This window comes from Pantoea agglomerans, from assembly GCF_021397715.1.
GTDB classification, from domain to species: Bacteria; Pseudomonadota; Gammaproteobacteria; order Enterobacterales; family Enterobacteriaceae; genus Pantoea; species Pantoea astica.
The window spans coordinates 364,470-389,130 of record NZ_CP090208.1 but is presented as its reverse complement, the minus strand read 5'-3'; the positions used below and the strand labels follow the sequence as shown (position 1 = coordinate 389,130).

General features: G+C 52.8%; 29 protein-coding genes and 1 pseudogene. 2 read left to right on the top strand and 28 right to left on the bottom strand.

Going from position 1 to position 24,661, the window contains the following annotated elements; translation table 11 throughout:
* Nucleotides 1-59 precede the first annotated feature (59 nt).
* Nucleotides 60-656, top strand: a pseudogene (locus LZU96_RS21635) (glutaminase); the annotation flags it as partial.
* A 174-nt stretch (nucleotides 657-830) separates the two neighbouring features.
* Here the strand turns inward: LZU96_RS21635 and LZU96_RS21630 are convergent.
* Entirely contained in the window at nucleotides 831-1,154 is a 324-nt protein-coding gene (locus LZU96_RS21630) for a LexA family protein (RefSeq protein WP_233988647.1), read from the bottom strand.
* A gap of 2 nt (nucleotides 1,155-1,156) precedes the next feature.
* The gene (locus LZU96_RS21625; RefSeq protein WP_233988646.1) at nucleotides 1,157-1,495 is read right to left on the bottom strand and encodes a hypothetical protein; all 339 of its coding nucleotides are present in this window, start codon (nucleotides 1,493-1,495) and stop codon (nucleotides 1,157-1,159) included.
* Between the two features lie 82 nt (nucleotides 1,496-1,577).
* On the opposite strand from LZU96_RS21625, the gene LZU96_RS21620 reads away from it, so the two are divergent.
* The gene (locus LZU96_RS21620; RefSeq protein ID WP_233984998.1) at nucleotides 1,578-2,543 is read left to right on the top strand and encodes a P63C domain-containing protein; all 966 of its coding nucleotides are present in this window, start codon (nucleotides 1,578-1,580) and stop codon (nucleotides 2,541-2,543) included.
* A 388-nt stretch (nucleotides 2,544-2,931) separates the two neighbouring features.
* Here the strand turns inward: LZU96_RS21620 and LZU96_RS21615 are convergent, their stop codons facing one another.
* From LZU96_RS21615 to LZU96_RS21490, 26 genes are all read right to left on the bottom strand, one after another.
* Nucleotides 2,932-4,137 carry a tail fiber domain-containing protein gene (locus LZU96_RS21615; protein ID WP_233988645.1) on the bottom strand — a complete coding sequence of 402 codons (1,206 nt, stop codon included), beginning with the start codon at nucleotides 4,135-4,137 and terminating at the stop codon, nucleotides 2,932-2,934.
* Between the two features lie 60 nt (nucleotides 4,138-4,197).
* Nucleotides 4,198-7,803 carry a phage tail tip fiber protein gene (locus tag LZU96_RS21610; RefSeq protein WP_233988644.1) on the bottom strand — a complete coding sequence of 1,202 codons (3,606 nt, stop codon included), beginning with the start codon at nucleotides 7,801-7,803 and terminating at the stop codon, nucleotides 4,198-4,200.
* Between the two features lie 56 nt (nucleotides 7,804-7,859).
* A complete protein-coding gene (locus LZU96_RS21605; protein ID WP_233988643.1) occupies nucleotides 7,860-8,483 on the bottom strand; it encodes a tail assembly protein in 624 nt (207 codons plus the stop codon).
* On the bottom strand, nucleotides 8,476-9,195 hold the full coding sequence (locus LZU96_RS21600; protein ID WP_233988642.1) for a C40 family peptidase: 720 nt from the start codon (nucleotides 9,193-9,195) through the stop codon (nucleotides 8,476-8,478). Before LZU96_RS21600 ends, LZU96_RS21605 begins: the two co-directional genes overlap by 8 nt.
* A 2-nt stretch (nucleotides 9,196-9,197) precedes the next feature.
* On the bottom strand, nucleotides 9,198-9,935 hold the full coding sequence (locus LZU96_RS21595) for a phage minor tail protein L (protein ID WP_233988641.1): 738 nt from the start codon (nucleotides 9,933-9,935) through the stop codon (nucleotides 9,198-9,200).
* Nucleotides 9,936-9,989: 54 nt separating this feature from the next.
* The gene (locus LZU96_RS21590) at nucleotides 9,990-10,331 is read right to left on the bottom strand and encodes a phage tail protein (protein ID WP_233988640.1); all 342 of its coding nucleotides are present in this window, start codon (nucleotides 10,329-10,331) and stop codon (nucleotides 9,990-9,992) included.
* Nucleotides 10,332-10,347: 16 nt separating this feature from the next.
* Nucleotides 10,348-12,816, bottom strand: coding sequence for a phage tail tape measure protein (locus LZU96_RS21585; protein ID WP_233988639.1), 2,469 nt, complete (start codon nucleotides 12,814-12,816; stop codon nucleotides 10,348-10,350).
* A 53-nt stretch (nucleotides 12,817-12,869) separates the two neighbouring features.
* Nucleotides 12,870-13,469, bottom strand: coding sequence for a hypothetical protein (locus tag LZU96_RS21580; RefSeq protein WP_233988638.1), 600 nt, complete (start codon nucleotides 13,467-13,469; stop codon nucleotides 12,870-12,872).
* A gap of 194 nt (nucleotides 13,470-13,663) precedes the next feature.
* On the bottom strand, nucleotides 13,664-13,834 hold the full coding sequence (locus LZU96_RS21575; protein WP_233988637.1) for a phage tail assembly protein T: 171 nt from the start codon (nucleotides 13,832-13,834) through the stop codon (nucleotides 13,664-13,666).
* Between the two features lie 5 nt (nucleotides 13,835-13,839).
* Nucleotides 13,840-14,325, bottom strand: coding sequence for a phage tail assembly chaperone family protein, TAC (locus LZU96_RS21570; protein WP_233988636.1), 486 nt, complete (start codon nucleotides 14,323-14,325; stop codon nucleotides 13,840-13,842).
* Nucleotides 14,326-14,367: 42 nt separating this feature from the next.
* Entirely contained in the window at nucleotides 14,368-14,871 is a 504-nt protein-coding gene (locus tag LZU96_RS21565) for a phage tail tube protein (protein WP_233988635.1), read from the bottom strand.
* 54 nt (nucleotides 14,872-14,925) lie between these two features.
* Nucleotides 14,926-15,291: a DUF3168 domain-containing protein gene (locus LZU96_RS21560; RefSeq protein ID WP_233988634.1), complete on the bottom strand. Its 366-nt coding sequence runs from the start codon at nucleotides 15,289-15,291 to the stop codon at nucleotides 14,926-14,928.
* Nucleotides 15,288-15,773, bottom strand: a complete 486-nt coding sequence (locus LZU96_RS21555) for an HK97-gp10 family putative phage morphogenesis protein (RefSeq protein WP_233988633.1) — start codon at nucleotides 15,771-15,773, stop codon at nucleotides 15,288-15,290. The genes LZU96_RS21560 and LZU96_RS21555 overlap by 4 nt, the downstream gene beginning before the upstream one ends.
* Nucleotides 15,766-16,098, bottom strand: coding sequence for a phage head closure protein (locus LZU96_RS21550; RefSeq protein WP_233988632.1), 333 nt, complete (start codon nucleotides 16,096-16,098; stop codon nucleotides 15,766-15,768). The genes LZU96_RS21555 and LZU96_RS21550 overlap by 8 nt, the downstream gene beginning before the upstream one ends.
* A 5-nt stretch (nucleotides 16,099-16,103) precedes the next feature.
* Complete coding sequence (locus LZU96_RS21545; RefSeq protein WP_233988631.1) at nucleotides 16,104-16,331, bottom strand: hypothetical protein; 228 nt, start codon at nucleotides 16,329-16,331, stop codon at nucleotides 16,104-16,106.
* Nucleotides 16,332-16,401: 70 nt separating this feature from the next.
* Nucleotides 16,402-16,728, bottom strand: coding sequence for a head-tail connector protein (locus tag LZU96_RS21540; protein WP_233988630.1), 327 nt, complete (start codon nucleotides 16,726-16,728; stop codon nucleotides 16,402-16,404).
* A gap of 9 nt (nucleotides 16,729-16,737) precedes the next feature.
* On the bottom strand, nucleotides 16,738-16,923 hold the full coding sequence (locus LZU96_RS21535; protein WP_130834334.1) for a hypothetical protein: 186 nt from the start codon (nucleotides 16,921-16,923) through the stop codon (nucleotides 16,738-16,740).
* Between the two features lie 46 nt (nucleotides 16,924-16,969).
* Nucleotides 16,970-18,187 carry a phage major capsid protein gene (locus LZU96_RS21530; RefSeq protein WP_233988629.1) on the bottom strand — a complete coding sequence of 406 codons (1,218 nt, stop codon included), beginning with the start codon at nucleotides 18,185-18,187 and terminating at the stop codon, nucleotides 16,970-16,972.
* Between the two features lie 9 nt (nucleotides 18,188-18,196).
* Entirely contained in the window at nucleotides 18,197-19,045 is an 849-nt protein-coding gene (locus LZU96_RS21525) for a head maturation protease, ClpP-related (RefSeq protein ID WP_233988628.1), read from the bottom strand.
* An 11-nt stretch (nucleotides 19,046-19,056) separates the two neighbouring features.
* Nucleotides 19,057-20,361: a phage portal protein gene (locus tag LZU96_RS21520; protein WP_233988627.1), complete on the bottom strand. Its 1,305-nt coding sequence runs from the start codon at nucleotides 20,359-20,361 to the stop codon at nucleotides 19,057-19,059.
* On the bottom strand, nucleotides 20,361-22,091 hold the full coding sequence (locus tag LZU96_RS21515) for a terminase large subunit (protein ID WP_233988626.1): 1,731 nt from the start codon (nucleotides 22,089-22,091) through the stop codon (nucleotides 20,361-20,363). Before LZU96_RS21515 ends, LZU96_RS21520 begins: the two co-directional genes overlap by 1 nt.
* On the bottom strand, nucleotides 22,091-22,588 hold the full coding sequence (locus tag LZU96_RS21510; RefSeq protein ID WP_233988625.1) for a phage terminase small subunit P27 family: 498 nt from the start codon (nucleotides 22,586-22,588) through the stop codon (nucleotides 22,091-22,093). Before LZU96_RS21510 ends, LZU96_RS21515 begins: the two co-directional genes overlap by 1 nt.
* A 162-nt stretch (nucleotides 22,589-22,750) precedes the next feature.
* On the bottom strand, nucleotides 22,751-22,969 hold the full coding sequence (locus LZU96_RS21505; protein ID WP_233988624.1) for a hypothetical protein: 219 nt from the start codon (nucleotides 22,967-22,969) through the stop codon (nucleotides 22,751-22,753).
* Nucleotides 22,966-23,622 carry an HNH endonuclease gene (locus LZU96_RS21500; protein ID WP_233988623.1) on the bottom strand — a complete coding sequence of 219 codons (657 nt, stop codon included), beginning with the start codon at nucleotides 23,620-23,622 and terminating at the stop codon, nucleotides 22,966-22,968. Before LZU96_RS21500 ends, LZU96_RS21505 begins: the two co-directional genes overlap by 4 nt.
* Before the next feature lie 17 nt (nucleotides 23,623-23,639).
* Nucleotides 23,640-23,996 (bottom strand): HNH endonuclease, encoded by a 357-nt coding sequence (locus LZU96_RS21495; RefSeq protein WP_233988622.1) that lies wholly within the window; start codon nucleotides 23,994-23,996, stop codon nucleotides 23,640-23,642.
* Nucleotides 23,997-24,076: 80 nt separating this feature from the next.
* Nucleotides 24,077-24,598 (bottom strand): KilA-N domain-containing protein, encoded by a 522-nt coding sequence (locus LZU96_RS21490; protein WP_233988621.1) that lies wholly within the window; start codon nucleotides 24,596-24,598, stop codon nucleotides 24,077-24,079.
* Nucleotides 24,599-24,661 lie beyond the last annotated feature (63 nt).

The window sequence follows — 24,661 nt, the reverse complement described above, 5'->3', positions numbered from 1 at the left end:
ATTCGCTGGCTGCGGAGACTCATCATCCCGGCCAGCCATTATCGACGGGAGAAGCGTGCGTGTCCGATCTGAGTCATGAACTGCTACAGGAAGTGCTGGACCAGGTGCGTCCACTGGTGCATCAGGGGAAAGTGGCCAATTACATTCCGGCGCTGGCGGACGTTGCCGCTGACCACTTAGGGATTGCCGTCTGCCTGCGCGACGGCACACTGTATCAGGCGGGCGATGCGGAAACCCGCTTTTCGATTCAGTCGATCTCCAAAGCGCTGTCACTGACCGTTGCGCTGACCCGCTATGACGACAGCGAGATCTGGCAGCGGGTCGGCAAGGAGCCGTCGGGCCAGCCGTTTAATTCGCTGGTGCAGCTTGAACTGGAACAGGGCAAGCCGCGCAATCCGTTTATCAATGCCGGTGCGCTGGTGATTTGCGACCTGCTGGAGAGCCGCCTGACCGCCCCGCGTCAGCGGATGCTGGAGATCGTGCGTCAGCTGAGTCAGCAGCCGGATATCAATTACGATCGCCACGTCGCCCGCTCTGAGTTCGAGCATTCCGCGCGCAACGCCGCTATCGCCTGGCTGATGAAATCGTTCGGGAATTTTGATAACGACGTCACCAGCGTGATGCAAACCTATTTCCACTACTGCTCGCTGTCGATGAGGCTTAGTAGAAACAGGAAATTGCAGGAAGTTGGATTTAAGTACGGTTAAAGCAGATGCTTACCGCAAAGCGACTAACTACTCAGCAGGTAGTAACATCGTTTTGCGGTAATTTTTTGCCCCATACATGCCCCACTAAGCGCATCTACATTTGCGTGTCTCAAATCTCTCCCATCAGATAGTCGGCCGGTAAGGCTCATACACAGCCAGCACTTCGGCCGTCACCTTTCCCAGCACGACTACACCATCAAGTCCCTTTCCGTCGATCGTCTCGCCGTCCTGAGTGATGATGCCCGAGGGGAACAGTTTCCCAATCTGCGGGTAATCCTCAAACTGGAATGCAACCTTGTCGCCAGGCTTAGGAGGGATAGAACGGTCTACCAGCACAAACCCTCCCGGTGTTTCAATGCGCATCATATTGGCCGGGTTAGGCATCAGAATGTCATTCAGGCTCAGGCGGTGCTCAACATGGTCCTGCGCAGGAGATGGAAATCCCATAGCTACCTCACATATCCCATGTTCATCAGTGCGTAAGTGCGGTTTTCACCGCCATCAGTTACCAGCTCTCTGAACATGTTCTGTTCGCGACGTATCCACTGATTGCACTGTTGCAGCGTCCATATGTGATTTACCGCCTCAAGGTTTCGCTGAAATGTACCGGTAGTGACTACCTGCCGGCCCCTGCCGTCTCTGCTTATGGCCTGTAAAAAGGCACCTTTGATATCGCTGTTGCGCGGCATGACAAATCCTCCCTTGATAAATACTGTATGAATAAACAGTAATATCGATCGGTGGTTTTGATCAAGGGCAAGACTCACGCTTCTTTTAAATGCAAGCATAAATATTTTCCAAATCATGCTTGCTTGTAAATATATACAGTTGTTATTATGCAAGCACATTTCACAAAAACGGTGCATGCAAATGTCAAAAAGTAATGTAGAACCAGCAGGTAAGGCGAAGGGCGGGATTGCACGAGCTGAGTCCTTAACAAAGGAACAGAGATCTGATATTGCAAAAAAAGCAGCTGCTGCTAGATGGGCATCAAAACCGCTCAAAGCCACTCACAAGGGGAATTTTAAAGATTACTTTGGCGTAAATGCAGAGTGCTACATCCTAGATGACCAGACCAAAACTCCTGTAGTAACAAAGACAGGGCTTGCTAAGCTGCTTGGCATTGGCGATTTAGCGCGCGATATAGACAGGCTTCTTGAAGCACCGTACATGAAAGAACATGGTGATCCAGAATTGAGGGCTAAAATGAAGAAAGCCTTTAATTTTCAATACAGTGGGCAATCCAAAAATATCACAAATGCTCATGGTTACGATATCACCACGATTGTGGATATTGGAAAGGCTCTTATTGATGCCAGAGAGGCTAAGGCTCTGCCGGAGTCCAGGATTGCCTCCGCTGACACAGCGCAAAAGATTATCAACGCCTCGGCCAAGTCTGGCATTCGTGGCTTAGCATACGCCGTAGCAGGCTATGAGCCTGAAGCTCAGGAAGTTATTGAAGCTTTCAAAGTCCATGTGCAGGAGGAGGCTAGAGCTTGGTCAAAAGTGTTCCCGGATGAACTTTATTATGAATGGTACCGACTCTACGGACTTAACAAGCCTGACAAGGGAGGTCATCCGATCGCTTTCAGGTGGTTTACAGAGCGCCATATATACAAACCGTTAGCGAAAAGCAAAGGCGTGGTTTTTGAGTTGGCGAAACAAAGCCGTGATGAAAAAGGCTCTCGTAGCGACAAGATCCATCAGTTCCTTTCTGAGGTGGGAGACAAAGCGCTTCGCCATCATATCGGTAAGGTTGTAGGCATGGCCTCGATGTCAGAAAGTAGCGAGCAATATGAATCGGGCCTGAAAAGGGTTTTTGGTGAAATCGAGTAAGGCATGATAACCCGGCCACCGTGCCGGGTTTTTTATGTCACTCGTTCAGCAGCACTACACCAAAAAAAGACTACCGCTTACGCTTGTTGTTGAGTTGTTTATGAATAAAATTTTTAATGTGGAAGGTGAATGGATGCAACTCCCATCCGGCAAGAAGTGAAATCCACCCTACGTCCTTCTTGCAAGCACAGTAGAGAGCCTAAAAACAACAGAACGCCTTTGCGCGTTCGAGAGCTTCACCTCACTTTGTACCTGCCCTGTTCATTGGGGGGCGGGTATTTTTTTGCCCACAGTTTCAGTGATGACTAATCTCAAATGACACCCCGCAGCCTGCTGAGATGGGCGCGGTCCGTTCTGCCCCGTCGCCGGGGCTTTTTTGTGTAATTTATTATTCGGCAGGCTCATTCGACACATCATCTGCCTGCATATTACCTGACGGTTCAGGCTCAGATGGCCAGATCGGCGGATTAAGTAAGGCCCATTCCATTTTCATGCTTGTTTTATTGACGTCATCAGTAGATTTGTTAATCGCGCTGATCAACTCTGTAATCTTTGTTTTGGCTGCTTCCGGGTCATTAAGCATCTCGAGCATCAACGGCATAAGGTCTTTTAGGGCTTCAGTATGCATCCCGGCAATGGCGCTATAATCCAGTGACAACGTCTCTGTGAGTATCGTCCCATCCTCCAGCACCAGGGGGTCTTTATTCCGGGTCACGGATTCGGGAAGAACTTTTAACGCGTCCTGAGCTATAACCCCCGCTTTTCGATCTCCATTTAAGTCATATGTCATCCCTCGAAGTGACATAGACTTCATTAATGCTGATTCGATAAAGGTTTTATTAAACTTCAGATTCGAATCAGATGTTGGGTTAAAGGATGATGCATATACTGCTCCGCTAGATCGTACTTGCAATGTTTCCGTTCCATTCTGGACCATCCTGAACTTATGATATTGACCAGTTACAAGATAATACTGCATGACTATATTGAAGCTGGGGTCAGCAGCCACAATACTGAGACCATCACCAACAGTATTACTTCCGTCTGCAGAAAGTTTATTTACGGTCAGTGCAGATGAAATTGTACCGCCGCTCTTGCCATTAATTGTATTTAATCGTGAGTCATCTCCTGCAGCTACTGTGCCCGCTACGGTTCCCACGTTTCTTGTTGCAGCGTTACCTAGCCCGGCCAGTGATTTACTCAGGCTGCTCCATGATGGGCCACTGTATTGACTGCCATCTGGAAGGGTAACTGTGATATTTCCTGAAGCGCTGTAGACCTGCTGCCAGTTCGCCTTGTCGAGATTTAGCCCGCGAATGGCCCTTGCTGTATCAGCTGCGGTCTGAGCAGGAATACCTACCATTGCTCCGTTAGGTAAAGCCGTCCATGCTACACCTGATGTTGTGGGCCCATTGTAAGCGGTAATCAGCGTCAGTCCGGTAGCGGAGTTTACAGATTGCACAGCAAGCGTGTACGTGACACCTCCGACAATAGTAATGAGGAAGTCATTCGCCTTTAGCTCGGAAGAGAAATTAGTACCTGAGCCGGTAACTGCGGTTGAGTTGTTAGTTAGTGCAATAGTGCCTGCTGGCATAGTTTTCTCCGGGCAATTAAAAACCCGGCGCGATGGCCGGGCTATTAGTGATATTGGGAATTAAACATGGAACTGATTAGCAGTTGGAGAAGCGAATATCTGTATAGACCAAGCTACTCCTTCGTTCGCGCCCTGATTGAGCGCGCCAGCAAACAACTGCACGTTGGCAGCTCCTGTTCCTACGTCTACTGAGAAAGAATATTCAGTGATATTGCGCGCAGCTGTTGTTCCTACATCAAACGTAAGCGCCGCGGGCACCTCCTGCGAACCTGCCGCTGTGTTTAACACCACGCGCGATGCTAACTGATTGTTGTTGCGCGAACGGATAATGCGGCCACTTAGCGTCATAGGGACGTCTCCCTTCCCTGCTGTACCATCCCAATAAACAGTACTACTGGCATTGGTAGCCGTATGAGCAAAATAGAAGCTCTTTGCCTGCATTAGTGGCCCATTTATTTTTGAGGCACTAAGCGTTCCTAGTATTGTGCAGTTTTCTCTAATGATGACATTATTCAAATCACCTGCAGATGCGTAAATAGTGCCTCTTACAGTAGCGTTATTTAGCTCGGCATTTCCTGATTTGTTTATCTGCCAGCCAGCACTCCCTGCAACGTAGTTATAGGACTGGATGTAATCGCCAATCTTTGCATTGGTTATGGTGCCATCACCGATGATTGCATTATCAATAATGGTCTGCCCATTTTGAATAGCGAACACGGCTTTCGGCGTTGAGCCAATTTGACTCATCACTGCAAAACGGTCAGCCAGAAACAACACCTGCGTCTGCATGCCGGACGGACTGTTCTCAACTCCGATCCCCATGCCGGCAGCGTACTGATGCCCGTTGCTATCTATTGCCACTTTTACAGAATACTGTGCTGACAGCCTGCCGTTGGTATCGGCCAGCGCGGTAGATGTCTGCTGAACTGCGGCAGTATTCTGGTCAACAGTGGCCTGCACTTGTTCAAACTTCTGCGCATAAGCCTGATCGTTTGTGGCTATGGTCTGCTTAACCGTCAGGATATCAGCCCGGTTTTTACCGGACTCCGCCATCTGATGATCAACGGTTGCGTCGAGGTTGAGCGCGTTTTGCAGCATTGCATCGATGTTCGTATCTATCTTCGCAACCAGCTGCTTCCCGGCGTCACTCTGAAGAACCTGCTCAGTGATATCACCAAGCAAAGCACTCGCATCAATGCTGCTTGACCCCTCCACAAAAGCAGTCCAGTCCCCGGCGTTCCCGATGCGATCAACCAGCCGTGCGCGGTACCAGCGGCGAACTCCACCCGGCATCGGACCGTGCTGATAGCTGACGCCCGGATAAGGTACGTATGCGAGGAACTGGGGGTTTTGGCCGTCTGCTGTGGTGGCAACCTGAATTTCCGTATAAGCAGTATCTCCAGAGCCATCAGGGAAAGCCCAGGTTACATCGATTGCCCACACCACGTTATCCGTAGCTTTCAGGTTAACCGGCGTGCCGGGCTTACCTGCTTTGCCACTAAGAGAAGTTGAATCGGCATAACCCCACGGGGAAGAAACCTCCGCCGCGTTAACGCCGCGCACCCGCACATCATAGACGCCGGTATAAATGCCCTGAATGCTGAAACCCTGCGCGCTGGTGACTGCGACGTTAATCCAGTCGCCTTTATCCTTGCGCCACTGAGCCACGTAGCTGATAGCACCCTCAACACGATCCCAGGTTACCTGCATCGAGGAGACAGAGAGACCCTGCTCAACAAAGCTGACTTCAGTGATTTTGATGTTGGCCGGCGCTTTCAGAACGCTGACTGGCGTGACCGTAATGGGCGCTGGCTCAATACGCACACCATCATCAATGTAGCGGTACTTATTCGGATCGTGCTGCACGCCTGCAATAGTAAACGTGCCGTCATCGTTACCGGCCACGGAGGTGACTCGGAAATACTGGATTGCCAGATTATCACTGTCGATAGCCCACACTGCGCCCGTTACCGGCGTAGTACGGAATGAGGTATTTACGCTCACCGTTTTCTTATCGGCACTGATACTGCCAATGGTCCGCGTCTGTGCCGTGCCGTCAGGCAGGTTCACCACCAGCCGGTCACCCGCTGAGTAATCAACAGGACGGTCGAGGGTGATGCGCAGGCCATTCACTGAACTGATACGGCCACCGTTCTGTTTACCCGACCTGAATGGATCGGCCACACCAATAATTTCTGCCGGTATCGGGATGTAACCATCCAGGCCTACGCCGAATGAAATGGTCCCGTCTTTGGCGTTGGAGAGAATAGCCCAGCGCCCGCGCCGGTGCGCCTCGCTCTGTGATGTGCAGCCAATGGCCGTCAGACTCATCTCGCGCACATCGTAGCGCTGCACCAGGTCAGAATCGTAAACGCCTTCAATGGTGTCCGAATAATGGTTAACCGGATCGGACCAGCTCACCTGGCAGGATGAATAACGGTTTTTGTAGCTGCCGCCGGCATAGGTGAAGAGGCCGTCAATGACGTTTGATGCGTGGTAAACGAAATCAACGTCAACGTTACCGTCAGAATCAACCTGCGGCACATCAGCATTCACAAATATCTGGCTGTTACCCCAGAACGTGATGCCGCGGAATATCGCCGCTATGTCCTTCAGTACGGTGTAAGCATCCTGCTGGCTCTGGATGAAGACGTTACAGGTAAAGCGTGGCTCCGTGCCGCCAGCGCCGTCCGGCACCATCTGATCGCAATACTGTGCGATGCTGTATAGTTCCCACTTATCGATCATGGTGGCATCGACACGCGTACCCATACCAAATATTTTATCCAGCACCAGGTCATAGAAAATCCATGCCGGGTTATTGGTGTATGCGTATTTGAAATCACCCTGCCATGTTCCGGCATAGGTGCGTGACACCGGGTCATAGGTGGTCGGCACACGGACCAGCCGGCCTTTTGGTTTACAGGTTACTTTAGGTGCCTGCCCGCTGAACTGGCTGGCATCGACTTCAATATAAAGCAGCGCGGTATTGGGATACCGCAGTTTGCTGTCGATAACCTCGGCGAACGAGAAAACTTTGAAAGCGTTAACCAGTTTTGAGGATGAAGAGTCCGCTGTGATGCGCCGAACCCTGATGGACCAGCCTGATGTTGCTTTCGGTAAATCAATACGGTGATCGCGCTGATACTCGGACGTGGTTTTACCGTTAAAACTCCCATCTACCACCGTGACCCATGATCCGCCGTCTGTTGAGAGGTCCACCGCGTACTGCGTAACGGTACCGACCATGTCACCGTTATCTTTGTACTGGTACTGAACCGGCAGACTCAGCTTAATCCGGACGGCATCGAGAGTGAGGTTGGTGAACTGGCGGGTCCAGGCCACCGCCTGCGTGACTACTACTCCCACGGACAACTCGTTATCAACTTCCGGCATGCCCTGAATGTAGGTCTGGTCCTGCGTGCCTTTCCGCCAGTCCCATACTACGCCAGTGAAATTGTAGGTTCCGTCGTCGTTCGCCAGCTGCGTATCGTTCAGGTAAATCTGCTGCGCTGTTAAATCGCCCTGAATCTCACCCTCTGAGATAGCCAGCAGCATTTTTAATTTTGCGATTGAAAGCAGATCATCAGCCTGCTCTACCGGAGTGTGAGCACTGCCGCCACCGCCTTTATTGCCCTGAATTGTGGCACCTTCAAGAAGTCGCATATTTCACCCATAAAAAAAGCCACCCGAAGGTGGCCTGAAAATTAATCCCGGTTTGCTTATTGCTGATCGCTGGTAAAGCTGCCCGCGCTGATGATCGCCCCGCCAATTTCCCGCTGACCATACAGGACGGGGATCGGGTAACCCATCGCTACGGTATTCACCGGCGCACCAAACGCATAGTTAGGCTTATTGTCTGTGCTGGAAGATGCGCCCACGTTGAACTTAGGCTGTGGCGTCAGCATCTGAACAACACCACCAAGCAGCATACTGATGCCGATGCTGGTCAGGGCTGTCACAGCAAGCCCTGTTGCTGTGGTTGTTCCCAGCGCTGCGCCATAAAGAGCAAGAGTACTGCCAGCTGTGAAGAACGCGGCCACAATGGCAACGGCACCGATGATTATCTGCAGCGTGCCGCCTCGTTTCGACCCCTCAAGCACCGGCTCCATCTGAAACTCAGTCGCAGCTGAAGACATATCGAATTCCTGCAGGCCGATGTTGTCTTTACCGCTGAAAAAGGCAAAGCGCACCCCGTTGAGATGTGCATTCGATACGTATTTTTTGAAGCCGGGCACCTGCGAGCACATAGCCCGCAGCAGTTCACGCAAATCAGCGACGTGAAACTGATGGACCTTGCCGAACATTTTCGCCATTGGCCCTTTTAGCCGCATCGTCTTAATCATTCATCAGCTCCTTTCTGCGCACCACGCGCACTGTACGGTTACGCCAGTAATCACCATAAGGCACCCGCGTAGACAGGCTTCCGGCATTGTGATGCAGAATGATGTTGTTACCCAGGTAGATGGCCGCGTGATTGGTTACAGGGGCGCTGATCTGCATCATGATCATATCTCCCTCCCGCATATCAGCCGGAGACACCTCTATAAACCCCTCCGCCCGCCAGTTATCGTCATAGCGGTTTTCTTTGCCATCCACCCACCACTCATAGTCAACAGACCAGTTTTTCAGGGTGATGCCGTGCTCACGCTGGTAGTAGTCCATAATGAGCGTCCAGCAATCATTACCGCCAATCAGCCAGGGGCGACCTGTGTAGTCGCGGTCGGTACGCGGGCTGATAGTGCAGAAGTCGCCATCCGGCCACGACATTATCCCCCACTCCACGCCGGAAAAGTCGCACTGAACCCGGTCACGTTCTGACGGGATAAGCTGCGGCACGTCCGGGTGAGAATGGATGACCATCAGAATGTCACCCTGCGCTTCCGCTGCCCGCTTATCCTCCGGCGACAGCGTGAAATGCTCAGTCGGCGAGTCAGAGATATTCCTGCAGGGGACGTAGGTCTGGGTCCGGCCAGACTGAATAACCAGACCGCAAGCCTCTTTCGGGTATTCGGCAGCGACGTGCTCACGGATTGCCTCAAGAATTTTTTTACGCATGGTTATTTGCCCTGAAGGTTTGCAGCCGGGAACCCGCCGAATGGCAGCGGCTGGTCTTCACCAAACCGGGCCTTACAATCAGCCAGGCGGCCTCCACAAACATCTTTAGACGGGTCATTCGTGGGAGTGCCATCTTTCGCAAAGTACCGATTGCCAGCGTAATCACACCCGGTGCCGGTGCGATACCAGCCACGCATGCACCAGGTGCATACCGGCGTAATCTGACGCGATGGCAGTTGCAGGCTCTGGATGTCAAACGGTGAACAGAGTTCAAAATCCACCTGCGTGCGCGTCTCTGACGACTTCGCGTTAACGTAGAAAAGCTGCACCCGCTCCTCCTGCGGATTGGCGGTCGGATTTCCCGCCACCCAGTTTGCCGCATCGAGGTATTTCGCCATCGTGGTGTGAATACGGACTTTGGCTTTCACCAGGTCGTCAAACTGCAGACACAGCGCGGTGACATAGTTACCCACGTTGCCCACAGAAAGCTTTGGTGTGGGCTGTGACCCTGAACTGCTCATCTCCATGCCGGTCAGCTCGTACGGGTGTGGATCGTACTCGTTGCCCTGCCAGATAATTGAAGGAAGATTTTCGGCTGCAAAAGACTGCCAGCCTTCCGTTGGCAGGTTATAAGCATGAAAGCGCAGGATGGTGTCCAGCCCGAAAGCGGTCCCGTCAATTTCAATCAACTGCACAAGGCTGCCCGGCTCCAGCGCCTGAATGTCCTGGTTAAAACTCATATTTCACCCAATAAAAAAGGGCGCATAAGCGCCCCCTGTTGTTAACGTGACATTTCACGGCGCGAAAGCCCGGTCGAACGTCACTGCAATTTCAACAAAGTTGCCGTTGATGAAATTGGGCCGGATAGAATCAGCCCTGACACGGTAGAGATTTTTATCGCCCCACGGGTTCTCCCACCAGAACGAAGTCGTCACATGATTTTTAAAGAATTCACGCACCACTTTCATTTCGGATTTTGAACCGCTACATGTCACCGGCCACGACTCCATAGCGCTGTTAATGCCTGAGCCCGCTACCTGTTTGTAGCCATCGCCGAACTGAGCCTGAAGTGTGGCAACGTTAACTTCTTCCGTTGCCCCGGTCCTGACGCACCAGTCAAAAGTATCAATCGCCATATTCCACCGTTGAATTTTATCCGCCGCGATACAGTATGCCGCCAGGCAGTATCTCTTTCTTAAGGCGGTCTGAAATAACTGTCTGGATCATGCTCTGCAACTGTCGCGCGGTATTGGCGGTATTCGCGCTGCCTGTTTCTCCGGCTCCGCCACCTTCAACCGTGACAGGTGCGCTGACTGAGATTGACGTTCCTCCGCTACCGCCGCCACTGCCTATCGCACGCACGCCAAGTGAGCCATCTGCCGCACGTGTCAGCGGCATTATCGCTTCAGGACCCGCCTCACCCATAAGCCCGGCACCCTTAGCGAAAGCAAATAACGTTGGCGAACTGACGACCGAGCCGCTGTACTGGCTCAGATCATGGGATTCGTACACGCCTCCCTTAGCATTCAGCGTCAGGTTGTTATACGCACCGCCGCTGAAAGAGTTATTTGCCGTGCCGCCGCCGGCTGACGCAGCACCGACCGCAGCACCACCGACAGAACTCACTATGCCGCTGACAAGATTGACTGCGGCCATCTGCAGGGCGACCTTGGCGATCATGCTGAGAACCGATGATGCCCAGTCTTTCCAGCTGGCTTTATTCCCCATGAGCATGGACGAGACGTTATCCAGAGCGCTGTCCATTGAACTGCTGACTACGTTAGCCGCTGACGCTGAGTAATTGGATGAGGTATCCAGCCAGTTAGCCAGTCCATCACTGACGCCGCCCATCCAGTCGGACTGCATGGCATCCATGCTTTTGTAATAGTCCTCCTGCATTTTAAGGCGGTCACTCATGGCGCTGCTGATGGCGCTGGTTTCTCTGTCATAAAGCGATTTGGTTATGTCGCCTGACTGATACTGCGTCTGCAGTTCGCGCTGCTGATCGAGGTATTCCCGCTCAATATTCAGCCGCTCTTTCATGCGATGGCGTTCTTTATCGCCGACACCGGCACCCTGAACGTCGATATTCAGTGACGATTTTGCATTGCTGTTCTGCGCCTGCAGGTTTGCGACAAACGTAGCCACCCTGGCATTTTCTTCATTCGCCTTTTTGACTGCGTTCAGCCGGTCAACTTCCTTTGCCAGCGACTCCAGGCGTTTCTGCTGCGTGGCGTTAAGGCCCTGCAACTTACCATCAGCAATATCAAATTGAAGCTTTTGCTGCTCAGTCACTACCGCGGTCTTTTTCCCCGTGGTATCAATGAACTCAATCTGGCGCATGTAACTGCGCTCGGTAGCTCTGAAAGCAGACTCCATCTTTGCAGCAGAGGTATCTTTTTTTGTCGCCGGTGGTTTGCTGTTTGTTTCGCCAGGAGACAATGAAAATGATGGGATTGCCAAACCGATAGCAGATCCCGCCTTGCTTGCTTGAACGAAAAGTTCTTGCTGGGCTTTCTTGTTTTCCTGAACCTTTTTAAGGCGGTCAGTTAAAGCAGATGTCTCTTTATCAATTTCTGCAGTCGTTGGCATCTTACCTAGTGAACGGTCCAGGGCAGTAACCCAACTATCAGAATATTCACGAGCTTTATTTAAGTACTCGATGCGATTCTTGATGACCGTCTCATCGGTGGAGTCACCAATACCCATGGATGCAACTAGAGGTTTGGCAAATTTTGCAGCCAAATCTCCGCCAGCTGCAGCAGCTTTGACAAGCCATCCGGTTAACTCAGCAACTCCCTGAACAAGATTAACCAGGCCCTGTAATATCTGAGGGTCAGTAAGCGTCTTATGAATGTCGGAAATTGAATTCTGCAATGGCCCAAGGTCAACCTTTGCAAGACCTGCAGCAATCTCCATCTTCAGCCCTTTGACTTGGGCTTCCATATCCTGAAATAAGTTGTTTACCTTAATCAGGTCATCAATAGATTGCGGGTCAGGCGCAACGCCATAATCTTTTGCCAGTTGAATGAACTGATTCAGCTTTGCGTTGTTGTTGTCAAATAGCGGAAGAAGTTTTGAAAGATCATTACCCAGACTTTCAAGGATGGTGACCTTACCAGCGTTAGTGCTGATTTTGCCCAGCGCCTCGCCAATCGCCAGCATTTGTTTATCTGGTGAAACCTTCGAAAGCTTCTCGGCAGACAGGCCCAGCGCATTCAGTGCATCGACAGCTTCGCCTGACTTATTCAGGATTGCGTCACCGATTTTATCGCTGAGGTCTTTAAAGATGTCTGCCATGTTGTCACCGGCGACACCAGCCTTTTCGGCTGCGAACTGCCAGGCAAGAAGTTCCTGAGTGGACATTTTTAATGACTTAGCCCACTGATCTGTTGAGTTTACCTGTTCAGCTGTGGACTTGAGTAAAGCGAAGCCAGCTGCGCCTGCAGCTAGCGCGGCGGCTGAGACTGCAGCTAACCCAGCTGAAACGGCTTTAACGTCGCCCTCCACCTTTTTACGCCATTGCTGTGATGATCTCTCAGCCTGGCTCATACCTGAAACGAAGCCGCCCACTTTGGCGATCAGGTCAATCGTCAGTGTGCCCAGCGATTTGCTTGCCATTAACTTTTCTCCGGGCAATAAAAAACCCGCCTCAGCGGGTTTCTGTTATTTGGTCATATACCGGGATAATCTGAAGTATCAAAATCAAAGGAACGTACCCCATACTTGTAAAACTCAATACCTATTCTTAATTTATTATTTTTCTTGATAAGATTTTCAAATGCCTTTGCATTATCAATAAACAAAGCATTTGTAACGCCAGGAGATGCTTTACTGGCCTGCCAGTTACTGATCTTTCCTGCCGCGTCTCTTATAACAATATGACAATCATTATACCCACAAATCATGTGACCTTTCTCAATAGTCACATAAGCAACTTTTTCCCCACCATCATCTCTAATGACTATGCTGGCTTTGGAGCCGCCAACAACTTTGTATGGGAAATCAAAATCAGCCCCATTCAAAGAGGTAGTTGCTACATATGGCCTATTAGCATCAGTCATCTCGTCTTTTACCGCACCCGTAATCCAGGTGGTTTTAGCTGCGGTATCGGCGGAGTGGCTTTCAATCCTGTCGTTTAGTTCTTTTTTGGGAGATGCTGGTTGAGCTGACGGTAGTTCTTTTGATAGCAATTTAGTGTCTTCTGGCTTTCCCGTATCTGCCATAAAATAAAAAAGTAACAACAAACCTAAAAAAACCAGGAATACCATCATACATCCTGATGGACCTTTCACTCTCACTCTAAGAGGCGCGCCACATTTTGGGCAGGAATCCGCCTTGCTTGAGACCACCTCTCCACATTCCTTGCATTTAATTAGAGCCATTTTCACCCCCAAAGTATCGTATTGGGAATAATCCTAAAGCTAAACTGATGCAATGGGAAGCAAGAAACCCGCAGCTAAGCGGGTTATCCCCAACTGGTCATGGCTTCATCAAGTGAAATCGGCTCGTCAGCTGCAGTGACTTTTGTGAAATGCAGAGTGAAGTCTGTCGGGCTGAACGGCGGCGTTTTCGAATCCCGGTTCACATTGGCAATGGTGCTTGCAACCACCCCTGCACCCCACTCAGTGCGCATCATGGGGTTCAGGCTTCCGTAGCGCTCCCGGTATTTTGCCCAGAGTTGCGACTCTTTGAAGGTAACCGTCTCACGCGCCTCTGCGATGGTGCGGCCGCCGATACCGTTGAGGACGAGCTCGCACCAGAATTCGTCTTCGGCGCTGAGCTCGAAGTCTTTCCCAGGTCGTTAACTTCCTGAATAGCCACCAGCAGTGCAATGGTCAGTGCGCCATCAAGCGAGCCGCGCTCTGGATCAGCTTCACCAGTAATGTCGGCTGGGGTGAAGACGGGTTTGCCATCCTCATCACAGATTGATGCAGCAATGCGGCCTGCCACTCCGTCAACTTTACCGCCCATTGCCAGCACATCTGAGGTGGCCGTGTGATAGCCCATCGGACGAACATAAACGGTAGCGGTAAATTCTTTGTCGCCCTGCTTCCAAGTGATCTCTTTTTCTACCGGTCGCCCGGTGAAAGCACCCGCAGTTTTAAGCGTGTCGAGTGTTAATTTCATGAATTATTCCGTTATTAAATCAGGGGCAAATTGCCCCTGTTATCAGGCTGCAACAACCGCTTTCGGTACCCATACGGCAGAACCAGAGCGCTGAATGGAGGCAGAAGAAGACACAACCGTGTTGGCAGCAAAATCAAAAGGAAAGTCAGAAACGTAACCTTTGAATACGAACCAGGTACGGCTGTCCGGAAGCGTCAGGCCGTCAACCGCGTCAGCAGCGCCGTCTGCCGCAGCTGTAGGTGATGCCGTCCCGTCCGCCCAGCCGATAGCAAAGGTCAGGTCCTGATCGTCTTCGTCATCCGAAATCGACAGGTTATACAGCATGATGTGACTGGTGTTTTTCGGATCGGCATTCAGCGTCAGGGCTGCTGCGCCAGGTGTGCGAAGGCCGCGCTTGTAAGTGCGGTCAAACCGTTCAGACAAGCAGGTATCTTCAATCTGATCGGCAGGGTTACTGCCGGGTGAAAATGCAGTGATACATTCAATCTCGCTCACCGCGCCTTTTGCGAGCACATAGAGCTGTGTGCCTTGCGTCAGTACAGACATTGTTATCTCCGGTCATAAAAAAACCGGCACAGGGCCGGTGGGTGAATAATTCGGTTATCGCGTGACTATCCAGTCAACATCGAAGGAATAGCGGTAGCGCTTCGTTTCGGCGTCCTGTTCCTGGCTGCCCCATCGCGTGATGTTGGCACGGGCCTCAATGGCGTCGCGTAATGCCTGCGCCACAGAGATCACCTCATCGGGCGAATCAGCGTAAACGTCAACCTGCAATGTGAGCGTGTCGGCATCAGGCCGCTGATTCAGGTAATTTTCAGGCCCGCCGCCGATGTTCTGCCAGACGGCATACGGATAAATAACCGCATCGTCCTGCATACCAAACGGGTAAAGCCGGAGCGTATCCCCCCCGATAAGGCTGTTTACTGCCTGACTGGCCGCGCAGACCGCAAATATGGGTGCAATCATGGCGGCACTCCTTTTTTCCGCGCCCGCTTGATAGCCCGATCAATCGCTTTCTCATATTCGTCAGAAAACGTTGTCACGACCTCACTGATACTGTTTTCGGCTGCGGGGCGCATAAAAGGCTGAGCACGCATTTTCTCGGTGCCAAACTCCAGCAGACGCCAGTGCGGCGTTGGCGCATTTTGCGCCTTGTCCGGGTGCTTTTTCAGCACAGCGCCATGAAGCACGCCAATGCGAAACCCCAGATTGCCGGTCTGTTTGAAAAGACGGCCGTTCCAGCGCTGGGCCACGTTATCGGCAATGCTGCGCCCGGTCACCGGATCATCAAGACGCTGAGCGTTGGCCTTCGCTTTATTGACGATGACATTCCCGGCGCGGCGCAAAGCAGATCGCCCACCTTTCCGGCGCAGGTCATCACTGATTTCATCCAGTTTTCCCAGCAGGGAATCCAGACCGGTAAGACTGAAATCAACACCGTCAGCCATCGTTAACCCCCTGTGAGCAAGGCAGCGTCAGATATTCCGACCCGCTTTTATCGTCAGCGAGTACGCCGTGAATATTGTAAATCCGGCCCCGGTAAAGGATGCGGTGTTTGTTCGTAACATCATCCCGGTAACGAATGGTAATGCGTGATGTCACTTCATTCTGCCCCGCCTGGGCCGCCACAAATTCCCGCACCGACAGATCCACAACATCGGCCCAGAGCTTTGCCACATCCTCCCAGGTGTTTATGATCGCGCCAGTAGTCGGGCTCTGCTTCTTTACCGGTTTTTGCAGGGTTATTCGGTGACGTAGTTTTCCGGCCTGCATGGTTGCTACCCCTTTGGTTTGCCGCTGAGATATCTTGGAGTTGGGTCATCCAGTGAAGTGATTTCAATATCATTCGCAAAAGCCTGATAAACCACAGAGGCAAGCGCTTCATTTGACTCAGCCAGGCGGTTTATCGCCTCCGTCTGGGCTTTCATCCCCTCGGCTACCTGATGGAAGCTTTCCGCCAGCTTCTCCAGCGTTGTCGCCAGCAGGCTTTCCTGTAACTCTTTCATGGGCAATCTTCATCCATTTTTTGAACCACGCGCGGCGGCGTTCACATCCGGCACAGGCCATAACGACTCCTTACAGCCCATAGACGCGATACGGCTGCAGAAATGACTCCACAGCCAGATCGACAGTCGTTGAGCTGCCGTTGGTCACTACTGCCTCGCGGTTCGCATACCAGTGAGCGATCAACATCAGCATGGCGGTTTCGATATCTTCGGTGTAAAGCAGCCGATAAGGCTCAGCCAGGTAAGCTGTATCGTCAGAAGATTCGAAGAGCTTGCGGCGGGTGTAATTTTCGACATAACGCACCGCCGCTTTTATGCGGGCAGCTATCCACTCATCTTCTTCTGTCGAATCGGAATCAATGCGGCAGTGCAGTTTGACCTGCTCGACGGTCAGCATAGAAACTCCTTACTTAGCCTTGCCCTTGCCCTTTGGATCTTTATCACTGCCGGGCTCAGCTTCTCGGGCCTTAACTTCTTCAGCATAACCACGCTGAATCAGTTCCCGGCCATGCTGCTCCAGAGTTTCAAAAACCACCCCTTCAGTCAGCACTTCGCCTTTCTGGTACGTAGGTTTGATGGATCGCAGTTTCATGCCGTTCTCCCAAAAGAAAGAGCGGCCCGCAGGCCGCCGTTATTGATTACGCACCACCAGCGACAGGCGCAGTGAAGGAGCCATAAATAAACGCTTCCGGACGCTTCACCGCCAGAGCCAGACGCTCTTCGCAACGGATTGAGATCATGTTTTTCTCAAAGTCGTCGGCGTTCTCGGTGGAAATCACCACGTTGGCATCTTCACGATCGAACAGCTGAGCTGCAGCGTTGAATGCGCCGGTCAGGAATTTGCCCTGGAAGGCAGCAGCTTCGGTAGCCACAACCGGCAGGCCCCACAGGGTCGGACCGGTCAGCGCGGACGGGTTCGCCAGAATGTAGCGGCCCAGCGTGTCCTTGGTCAGCTCGATCCTCGCCCAGTCGATAAAGTGCAGAACGTGGCCGGACGCCGGGAAGCGTGCCAGCTGCGCCTGCAGCATGGCCAGACGCAGATCGTCGATACCGTTCTGCTGCTCGACGGTGAATGCGGCGTTGAACGCGGTCGCCTGCGGCACGATGCCGTGCAGGTGTGCGCCGGTGCCGTCGCCAAACAGAATCTCCTGCTCTTCGACATACTTCAGGCCGTAGCGCATCTCAGCGTCCACCGTGGACTGCAGCTGCGCAAAGTCATCCAGAATCTGCTTGGACGCTTTGAACATATGCGCGATGGTGGTGACCGGAGTAATTTTGGTAGCGAACTCAATGTTGCTGTACGGCTTCGTGGTGCCTTCAGGCACAACCGCCGCGGCGTTGGTAAAGCCAGTCTGCTGAACCCAGAAGATGGCCGGTGAAGAAGTACGGCCCGGTGCGATCAGGTCGCGGATAAACAGACGTTGTTTCGGTGCCGTGTCGATACCCGGCAGGCGCTGCGGCTCAACCACGCCATCAGCGACATCGGTGGACAGAAGCGCAGCATTGACCGGTACGCTTACGCGCTTACCACCTTCCACGCTGGCTGCAAAAGCTTTCAGCGCTTCAGAGCTGATCACCACCTGACCCACTGACTCCGCCACTTTTTTGGCGTTAGTCAGAGGCATGTTGGCGACGTGCTGTTCCAGCTCGCCCAGTGAAGCTTTAAGGGTTTTGTTCGCTTCAGTCAGTGCATTAAACTCAGTGGCAATTTTATCCACCGCATCTTTGGTCTGTGCAGACAGCTGACCGGAGTTCTTCGCCTCTTTAAGCGCGTCTTCGGCCTTCTGGCTGAAGGTGCCGGATACTTCTTCCAGCTTCGCGGAGACTTTTTTCAGTAAATCGTTAACTTCAGACATGGTCTTTCCTTATTTGCCGAACGCCGCCAGGGCGCATTCAAGTTGTTTGAGATTGTCAGGGTTAATTTCTTCGGTAGCGCCCGGCATACCTTCGGGACTGGCAGCAGCGCCAGGCTTGCCGCCGGATAATGCTTTGAGAAGTTTTCGACGCTCTGAGCGCGGTGTGTCGGTTTTTGCCAGCAGCGCGTCAAGCTTCCGGAGAGCCGCTGCGGGGCTGTCATCGTCATCAGCGATTTCATCAGCGGACAGCAGCCGATCGGCAAATCCTTTATCCACCGCATCACTGCCGCCGATGTAGGTTTCACCGTCCATCATTGCGGCCACGTCCTCCATGCTGAGGCCGGTGCGGGCTGAGTAGATATCGCCCATAGCCTTATCAAAAGGCTCCATATCTGCCGCGATTTGTGCCAGGTCGTGACGGTTGCCCATCGCATAGACCCAGCAGTTGTGGATCATCAGGAACGCGCCCCGGCCAATCTGCACATCGTCGCCGGCCATCGCGATAATGGAGGCGGCGGACGCAGCCAGACCGAGCACTTTAACGGTGACCCTGCCCTCGTATTCGCGTAGCAGGTTATAGATCGCCAGGCCTTCGAACATGTCGCCGCCCGGAGAGTTGATGTTTACTGTCACGTCCGCGCCGCCCATAGTGCGCAGCGCTCCGGCAATGCGGCTGGCCGTTACGCCGTCGCCCCAGTAGTCGGCCCCAATAACATCAAAAACAGAGATGCTGTTTTCGTCAGTGTTAGCGGCCTTAATGCCACCGTTCCAGCGTTCCATCGTGGCTGACGGAAGGTCCCGTTTTGAGAGCGCAGAAGGCCGCCCCGCCGGCGCTGCCGGAAGGCTTTTTAGTGTCATGGGGATAGCTCCTAAGCCGCTTTCTTCAGCGGGGATTGTTCGAACGGAATGTCAGGGAAAACGTGGTTGTGAATTTTCAGAAGGTTGGCTGCCTGCGCTGCCTGGCTGTTTTGCTTCAGGTCTTCCAGCGGCGTCAGGTTCAGCTGCACGGTATAAATTTCGCCCCCTTCAATCGGCGGCATGTTCTCCAGACGGCGCACGTCATTACGCGACATCCAGCCATTCTGTAGCGCTGTCGTGTAGTAAGCGGCACGGCCAGCGCTGTCTGCGCGTAGCAGGCCTTCAACAGAGAATTCAGCGAACAGGTCTTCGTCACCGTCCAGCAGGCAGCGTGAAATCTCCTGCTCGATATTTACCAGCAGCGGGCGCAGCGTATTGGTCAGGAACTGGAGGTTCATGCCCTCAACGCTCGATGCCCAGCTGCTCTGCTTGTCTGAGTGCCCCACCATAAACGGCGGGACGCGGAACCATCGGCAAATCTCCTCAATACTGAATGAGCGGGACTCAAGCATCTGCGCTGCTTCCGGGTTCATAGTGACGTTCTGGTATTTCAGGCCACCTTCGAGAACCATTATTTTTCCGGCGTTCCGGGAGCCAATAAACTTCGCCATGTAACCACGAAGCCGCTCACGCTGCTCATCATTCAGCGCCCCGTCAGCACTGAGAAATCCAGAGCTTTGCAGTCCGTTCTCAAATATCTTCGCTGCGGACTCTTCGACGGCCATAGCGGAACCGATCACGTCACGACCAACCATCATCGGCATCATGCCGCAGACACCATCAAGGCCAAAGCCACGAATGTGCATGATGTTCTTTGCCGGGATGACGCGCTTTGTCTGAGCATCGGTATAGGTGTATTCGAGATTGCCGTTATCCAGGCGTTTTACCACCATGTTCTGGGGAAGCAACGGCACCAGCGACACGAGGCGGTTGCCGATCATCTTCTTTTCGACAAAGGCATTACCGCGAAGGCAAATGCTGGCAACCAGCATCAACATAAACCGCGACGGGGTCATTTCAAGATTAGGCCTCCGGCACAGAACCTGATACGCCGGATGGCCAGTGGCGGGCTTACGCGAACCATCTGCCTGGCGCTCATAGATTTTAAGCGGCAGCGTGGATACGGATTCACTCAGTAGCCGGACACAGGCCCAGACGGCAGAAAGGTGGATCGCTTTATCAGCCGATACCACCTTTCCGCTACTGCTCATGCCCATCCATTCCTGCCAGAACGTGCCGGTAGTAAGCCCGATTGGAACGCCCAGCCAGTTCAGCAGCGCGCTTTTCACCTTGCCGGGCTGTTTGCTTTCTTTCATCAGAAACCTACCATTATCGGATTATCAAAGAAGCCACTCAGATCCTGCGGCTCGTCACCACCATTGAGTATCAGGCGACTGAGGCCTGTGAACATGGCAACGGGTCCGTCAATTTTGGCTTCCGGCGTGGATTTGTTAGGGAATACGTTGTCGTTTTTGTCCGTCTTTGCAGTGACATTACTCATCATCCAGTTCATCACCGGGTGATTGTCGTGATGGAGGCGCCCCGCGTAAGCAAGCGCTTCGGTTTCCTTCATCGCTTCCGACAGGTTGCGAACCGTCTGCGCCACTTCCACCATTGGGACACCTTCCTCTGCCAGCGACAGGCTGAACTGGGTAGCCCCCCACGGGTCGAAGCCGATTTCGCGCAGGTTTTCACCGGCGATCCACTTCAGCAGGTCTTCTTTAATAACGGCGTGATCCACAACATCACCATCCGTCAGCGTCAGGTGTCCGCTGTCGCTCCACTTCTGATAGAGCTCGGCCATCTGCCGGGAGCAACGCTCAAGACGCCCTTCAGGAAGCCAGAACATAAAGTCTGTGTGCACATGCCCCGCTGGCGCCCGCCAGACCTTTACCGCCGCGCAGATATCGATTTTGTTGGCTAGGTCTACGCCGACCCACATCGGGTAGGTTTTCAGCTCATGCACGGGTGCCAGCGGCTCGCAGGCATCCCACTTCACCATATCCATCCAGGCCGATTCAGCGCTGACCCAGATATTGAGGTGTTTGGTGAAAAAGTTGTTTCGGGCGGAAACCTGCTCCTGCGCTTTTTTTGCCAGGCGGCGGAGATCATCCCAGCGCTTACAGATGCCCAGGCCCGGATTGGCCTTCTGCCACACTTTCTCGTCAAAAGGCTCGTCGCCCTCGTCCAGGGTAAAGATAATCCCGAAGAAGGTGTCATCTTCCACCACTCCGCTCAGCACCTTCACCGCATAGTCCCGCAACTCGTAGCAGATGCCTTCACGGTTAAACCCTGCCGTGGTAATAGCGAAGAGAAGAGATTGTGATCGGGCACCGGTCGCTGTCTCCAGAACGTCCCAAACATCGCGGGTGCGGTGAGCATGCAGCTCATCGACAATCGCACAATGGATATTCAGGCCGTCGAGGTTATTCGCATCACTTGAGAGTGGCTCAAACTTTGAGGCAGTTCGCTCCTGAAAAATCGCCAGCTTGTTGTAATCGAACAGCCTGCCCAGTGCGGCGCGGGACTGCTTAATCATGTTTACAGCATCGTTAAAGACGATCCGTGCCTGGTCCCGTGTGGTGGCGGCGGAATAGACCTCGGCCCCGCCTTCCCCGTCAGCACCTGCCATATACAGGCCGATGCCGGAGGACAGCGTTGATTTGGCGTTCTTACGCGCCACCTCGTTATAGGCCGTGCGGAAACGACGAACCATTACCGGGCTGCCTTTGCTGTTCAGCACTTGCTGACCTGTCAGCTCGTTTATCTGCGGTACCACAAACCCAAAAATGTTAATGAGGATAAAAATGTGCCAGTCCATCAGCTCGATTGGCTTGCCAGCCAGGTCACCTTTAACGTGTGGCACGAATTTATAGAAATTCAGGATGTGCTGAGCGCGACTTTCGCTGAAGAAGACGTTGCGCTGCTCACCAACCTGAAGATCATCAAGAAACCGGGCACAGGCCTGCTTAACAAATTTGCACGAGACAATTTCTCCGCTGACCACGCGCTCTGCGTAGCGGATACCATCTGCAACCTTAGCCATCAGTCCCTCGCTTTCAGGAATTCTTCGAGCGGATCGACTTTATCAGGGCCACTGGCGTTAACTTTGCTGCGTGAAGCGGGAGTCATGCCAAACTCGCCCAGCATTGCCCTGATACGTTTCCAGGCATCAGCCTTCATTGCGGCGGCAGGATGGGCTTTGATGAATTTGATAGCGCGTTCTTTGCCTTCGTCCGGCTCGTCCTCGCTGTAAATCGCATAGGTATACCCTTCGCGGTCGAGCGTTTCGCAGTGGCGGCGATATTCTGTGTAGGCTTCGATCAGCAGCTCCAGCGCTTTTCCGTCGAGCTGCGTCAGCACGCCGATCCCGTCAAGTTCCTGGGCAATCTGCTGGAACCAGTACTTGCCCATCTTGTCGAGATGCTTCGGAGTATTGGGTACCCCTTTCTCTGGCTTGGGCTCGTTCTGGTTTACCGGGCGCTTGGATGGGTTACCCCTCACCAAAACCAGGTGTGACGGGGTTTTCGGTGGTCCTGACATGGGGGAAACTCCACTGAAAGGGTACTTTGGGGGTACCCATGAAAAAAGGTTTCTAACCTGCGGCGATGAAAATAAAACTTAGGCGGCGGTCCTCTGGGCCTAAAGCCCTGAAGTCTTAACCCGCCCCACCCTGCAAATGATAACTCATCTCATTTGCGTCAATTATTGAGAAATATTCTCATTCAGGTCGATTCGCACCGGATTCTCGTTCATGTCCGCATCAAGATTGAAGACGGCGGTGATTGCCGGCCGGCTTGTTGTATCGGTGTCGATGGTGGTGCTCACCTGCTGGCTTAGCAGTTCACCATCAACTGCTATGCCATATCCAATGAACGCCTTGCCTCGATAGATATGGGCGAGTTGCGCTTTCTTCTGACTCATAGTGGTACCTCATACGCCTTGCGCTTACTGGGTGGCCCACTCTTGCCAATCCGAGGGCTGAACACCCGCGTTAATGGCCAGCCTCTATCAATTCTCCACTGCAGCGCTGACCAAGACAGACCCAGATGCTCAGCCCATTCATTGAGGCACATGGTCTTGCCATGAGCCGTGTAGCGTCTGTGAGATTTCTTTCTGTGCGTTGCCTTCATCTTTTCAGTGCCGCGCTTCTGATTGCATACCGCACAACTGGCAACGAGGTTTGCCTCAGCGTTGTTGGTTTTACAGCCATCAAGATGATCGACATGCATGTCATCCCAGGTTACCAGAGCATCGCACCAGTTACATTTGAATGGACCCTCGCCATGATGCTGGTAATAAACAACGCGATGTTCATAGACACGATTGCTGTTTCTGCTTAGCGGATGCTCAGGGGCATTAACTAACACATAACCGCCTGAGTGAATCAAGCTGCCCGGCTTGAGCGTGCTTAACTTTTTTGTCGAGCCATGTCGACGAACCCGCATGTAATGTTTTTCACAATACGGAGTGTTGTTGGCTCTAGTTGGCAACCCACACCCCTCAACAGAACAAGCAGGTCGCAACGCCTTAGCGCCGACGTGCTCGCGCCCTGAATCACTTAATGAATCAGTCATGCTTTCACCTGTAATGGTCAGTTTTGGTTTAAACGATCCCGTGCGGTTTTGGCTTTATGGCACTTGAAGCAAATCGCAACCAGGTTGCTGTCTTCATCGGTGCCTCCATGTGCCTTTGGTTTGATGTGGTCAACAGTGGATGCTGGTACGGGCCTGCCGTTCCGCAGGCATTCCTGACAGATGTGCCGGTCACGCTTGAGGATGCGTGCGCGTATAACATCCCACTTGCTGCCGTAGCCGCGCTGATGTCGGCTTTGTCCGCGCTGGTGCTGCTGCCATCCTTCGTTAAGGTGATCCGCGCAATAACCTGAGCGATCTGTTGTGGTTTTAGGACAACCTCGCTTTCGGCATGATCGGGGAATAGCTGCGGGCATAACCGTTATCCCTTGTCGTAGAGGTTCTTTAAGAGCCGTTGTGAAAGAGGCTCTCGGTCGACGCAATTTTGCGTTGGCTATCAGACTGCGATATCCAGCGTGAGTTGTAATTGTTCGCGCCAGTATTCGACATTTGCCTCAATAGCGGGCTTATCCCATCTCCATCGTGCCATTTCACTTGCGCCAGCACTCACCTTCGCCTTTCTCGCATCACGAATTCGGCAGGCTTGCTCAAACTTCTGCTGCTCAGTTAGCTCACCGCGAAGCAGGCTATCAATATGCAGGTCACACCACACAGCAAAGCGGGCGTCACACCAACGGGCGAATGCAACTGAAAGCTTGGGATGCAGCCAGGTACCACCGCCCCTATCCTTTCGGGCTCGGCTGGTTTTTACATACCTCGATTGTGAGGGATGTAAAATCTGCGACTCTTCGCCGCTTAGCGCCTCATCTAAAGCTCGGATGTATTCAAGAGTTTCCGCCAGGCGCATCCAGTTATCGATGCGCTTGCCAAATCTCTCTGCTACGCCAGTAACGTTGATCCATCCTTCAGTATTGAAGCGGACGGCTTCACCTTTGTAATTCAGTGGGACAATGTTCATGCGGTAGTCCTATAGAAAGTGAGCCTGTCGCACAGAGAAACTCGCCCCAGAGAGGTCCGCACC

Bases quoted from the DNA above. Each gene is read 5' to 3' on its own strand.
- LZU96_RS21630 (WP_233988647.1), bottom strand. From the start codon at position 1,154: ATGGGATTTCCATCTCCTGCGCAGGACCATGTTGAGCACCGCCTGAGC.
- LZU96_RS21625 (WP_233988646.1), bottom strand. From the start codon at position 1,495: ATGCTTGCATTTAAAAGAAGCGTGAGTCTTGCCCTTGATCAAAACCAC.
- LZU96_RS21620 (WP_233984998.1), top strand. From the start codon at position 1,578: ATGTCAAAAAGTAATGTAGAACCAGCAGGTAAGGCGAAGGGCGGGATT.
- LZU96_RS21615 (WP_233988645.1), bottom strand. From the start codon at position 4,137: ATGCCAGCAGGCACTATTGCACTAACTAACAACTCAACCGCAGTTACC.
- LZU96_RS21610 (WP_233988644.1), bottom strand. From the start codon at position 7,803: ATGCGACTTCTTGAAGGTGCCACAATTCAGGGCAATAAAGGCGGTGGC.
- LZU96_RS21605 (WP_233988643.1), bottom strand. From the start codon at position 8,483: ATGATTAAGACGATGCGGCTAAAAGGGCCAATGGCGAAAATGTTCGGC.
- LZU96_RS21600 (WP_233988642.1), bottom strand. From the start codon at position 9,195: ATGCGTAAAAAAATTCTTGAGGCAATCCGTGAGCACGTCGCTGCCGAA.
- LZU96_RS21595 (WP_233988641.1), bottom strand. From the start codon at position 9,935: ATGAGTTTTAACCAGGACATTCAGGCGCTGGAGCCGGGCAGCCTTGTG.
- LZU96_RS21590 (WP_233988640.1), bottom strand. From the start codon at position 10,331: ATGGCGATTGATACTTTTGACTGGTGCGTCAGGACCGGGGCAACGGAA.
- LZU96_RS21585 (WP_233988639.1), bottom strand. From the start codon at position 12,816: ATGGCAAGCAAATCGCTGGGCACACTGACGATTGACCTGATCGCCAAA.
- LZU96_RS21580 (WP_233988638.1), bottom strand. From the start codon at position 13,469: ATGATGGTATTCCTGGTTTTTTTAGGTTTGTTGTTACTTTTTTATTTT.
- LZU96_RS21575 (WP_233988637.1), bottom strand. From the start codon at position 13,834: ATGATGCGCACTGAGTGGGGTGCAGGGGTGGTTGCAAGCACCATTGCC.
- LZU96_RS21570 (WP_233988636.1), bottom strand. From the start codon at position 14,325: ATGAAATTAACACTCGACACGCTTAAAACTGCGGGTGCTTTCACCGGG.
- LZU96_RS21565 (WP_233988635.1), bottom strand. From the start codon at position 14,871: ATGTCTGTACTGACGCAAGGCACACAGCTCTATGTGCTCGCAAAAGGC.
- LZU96_RS21560 (WP_233988634.1), bottom strand. From the start codon at position 15,291: ATGATTGCACCCATATTTGCGGTCTGCGCGGCCAGTCAGGCAGTAAAC.
- LZU96_RS21555 (WP_233988633.1), bottom strand. From the start codon at position 15,773: ATGGCTGACGGTGTTGATTTCAGTCTTACCGGTCTGGATTCCCTGCTG.
- LZU96_RS21550 (WP_233988632.1), bottom strand. From the start codon at position 16,098: ATGCAGGCCGGAAAACTACGTCACCGAATAACCCTGCAAAAACCGGTA.
- LZU96_RS21545 (WP_233988631.1), bottom strand. From the start codon at position 16,331: ATGAAAGAGTTACAGGAAAGCCTGCTGGCGACAACGCTGGAGAAGCTG.
- LZU96_RS21540 (WP_233988630.1), bottom strand. From the start codon at position 16,728: ATGCTGACCGTCGAGCAGGTCAAACTGCACTGCCGCATTGATTCCGAT.
- LZU96_RS21535 (WP_130834334.1), bottom strand. From the start codon at position 16,923: ATGAAACTGCGATCCATCAAACCTACGTACCAGAAAGGCGAAGTGCTG.
- LZU96_RS21530 (WP_233988629.1), bottom strand. From the start codon at position 18,187: ATGTCTGAAGTTAACGATTTACTGAAAAAAGTCTCCGCGAAGCTGGAA.
- LZU96_RS21525 (WP_233988628.1), bottom strand. From the start codon at position 19,045: ATGACACTAAAAAGCCTTCCGGCAGCGCCGGCGGGGCGGCCTTCTGCG.
- LZU96_RS21520 (WP_233988627.1), bottom strand. From the start codon at position 20,361: ATGAAAGAAAGCAAACAGCCCGGCAAGGTGAAAAGCGCGCTGCTGAAC.
- LZU96_RS21515 (WP_233988626.1), bottom strand. From the start codon at position 22,091: ATGGCTAAGGTTGCAGATGGTATCCGCTACGCAGAGCGCGTGGTCAGC.
- LZU96_RS21510 (WP_233988625.1), bottom strand. From the start codon at position 22,588: ATGTCAGGACCACCGAAAACCCCGTCACACCTGGTTTTGGTGAGGGGT.
- LZU96_RS21505 (WP_233988624.1), bottom strand. From the start codon at position 22,969: ATGAGTCAGAAGAAAGCGCAACTCGCCCATATCTATCGAGGCAAGGCG.
- LZU96_RS21500 (WP_233988623.1), bottom strand. From the start codon at position 23,622: ATGACTGATTCATTAAGTGATTCAGGGCGCGAGCACGTCGGCGCTAAG.
- LZU96_RS21495 (WP_233988622.1), bottom strand. From the start codon at position 23,996: ATGCCCGCAGCTATTCCCCGATCATGCCGAAAGCGAGGTTGTCCTAAA.
- LZU96_RS21490 (WP_233988621.1), bottom strand. From the start codon at position 24,598: ATGAACATTGTCCCACTGAATTACAAAGGTGAAGCCGTCCGCTTCAAT.